This window comes from Aquabacterium sp., from assembly GCF_030652515.1.
Taxonomy (GTDB): domain Bacteria; phylum Pseudomonadota; class Gammaproteobacteria; order Burkholderiales; family Burkholderiaceae_C; genus Aquabacterium.
Map to the genome: position 1 here is coordinate 1 of NZ_JAUSAR010000127.1, position 1,636 is coordinate 1,636.

2 protein-coding genes are annotated in these 1,636 nt (G+C 58.7%); both read right to left on the reverse strand.

All coding sequences use genetic code 11. The features are described 5' to 3' along the window. Positions 1 to 808: head maturation protease, ClpP-related (locus tag Q7V20_RS15420; RefSeq protein ID WP_304792969.1), on the reverse strand; the 808-nt coding region annotated here is incomplete at its 3' end. Further along, the coding region (locus Q7V20_RS15425; RefSeq protein WP_304792972.1) for a phage portal protein at positions 805 to 1,636 on the reverse strand (832 nt) is incomplete at its 5' end. The genes Q7V20_RS15425 and Q7V20_RS15420, both read right to left, overlap by 4 nt.

Here is a 1,636-nt window from a genome sequence, read left to right on the forward strand (position 1 = left end):
TCGCCTGTGGATCGACAGACGCGGTTGCGACCATCGTGGTGACGGCAGCGGGTGCCGCCGGATTCGGATTTGTCATCTTACTCTCCGTGTTTGCGGCCATCACGGCCATGACACCGCCAGCGGCGGCGGTAGGATCGAGCACGCCGGTGGGCTTGCTCAAATTCTGTTGGGCGAACATCGCCGTGCGGGTGGCAACCATGCTATTGAAGGCGGCCCGCGCATTGGTTAGCGACATCACGGCAGCATCAGGGAAGTCGCCGTTTGGCTCGGCCAAAACCTCATGTGCAAAGCCTGCAGCGATGGCTTCCTCGGCATTCAGATAAGTTTCGGCCTGCATAATTTTGCGGGCATCGGCTGAAGACATGCCGGCAGCGCGGCCATAGACGGCGGCGTAGGTATCAGCCAACTGACCAAGGCGACCCGCCTCTTTGAGCAACTCTGCCTCATCCCCGATGACCAGGGCGGAAGGATCATGAATCATGATCATGGATCCCGCGGTCATAATGCGTCGGCTTGCCCCCATGAAAATCAGGGATGCTGCCGACGCAGCCATGCCTTCGACAATCATATCCACGCCACCGGGATGCGTAGCGATCATCGAACGAATGGCCTCGCCAGCATAGGGATCGCCACCATCGCTGGACAGCCGCACAGTGACGCTGCCGATCACTGCCGCGAGCGCATCACGCATCATTTGGGGGCAAACAATCATGGAGTCGCCGTAATGCCAGCCCGCCTCCATGTCAGATACGATCAATCCGCTCAGGATGATCTCGCCATTGCGGATCAGATCAGTACCGCTTCTCATTTTTCAACTCCTGTGACATCGGGCTTGGGGGCACCAACAGGTTGCGCCAGCTCAACAGTGGGTTTTTGGGTGCTTTCCGACTTCGGAACGATGGGTGTCAGGCCCGCATCCCGATCGGCCTTCATGTCTTCAACCCGTTCCCGGCGGATCGTCGCAGGATCCAGCCCCAGCTGGCGCTGCTTGCGCTGACGGCTGGATAACCCTGCGTCAATTTCATCAACCATCGCCGGGATATCGTTGCGCGGGTTGATCAAAGGACGGCGGGGAGCTGTCCAATCCAGCGTGAACGACTTCTTCGGATAGGTCGGCATCAACTTCCACGCGTCGATCAGCCAGCGCTCGACCCCTTCGCAGAATTGGTTGACCAGCATGATCTGCCAAATCTCGACGTTGCGATCCATCACCATGTGACCCATCTGCGCCGACGAAAAATTGACTTGGCTCAGATCACCCGAGACAGATTCATAAGTGATGCCAATGCCGACCGCGATCATCGCGACAGCCTGCTTGATGAATTCGGCATAGCCATCAACCTTGGGTGGGCTGGTCCAGCTGACCTCTGATCCTTCAGGCACGGTCACCAAAGCGCCGGGTGACAGATCTTCCAGCGCCTTGGTATTTGGATTATTGCCATCCGCCGCCGCACTGATCACGCCGGCCACGAGCGCCGCCATGCGCTGCTTCAGAATCTGCGCTTCGATGTAATCGCTGATCTCGCCCAAGGTCATCATCACTGGCGACAACCATGGCACACCACGCAGCTGACCGGGGCGATCCGACTTCCTGATGTGCAAAACCCGTGAGGCAGGCCAGCGGGTGGTGTCTAAC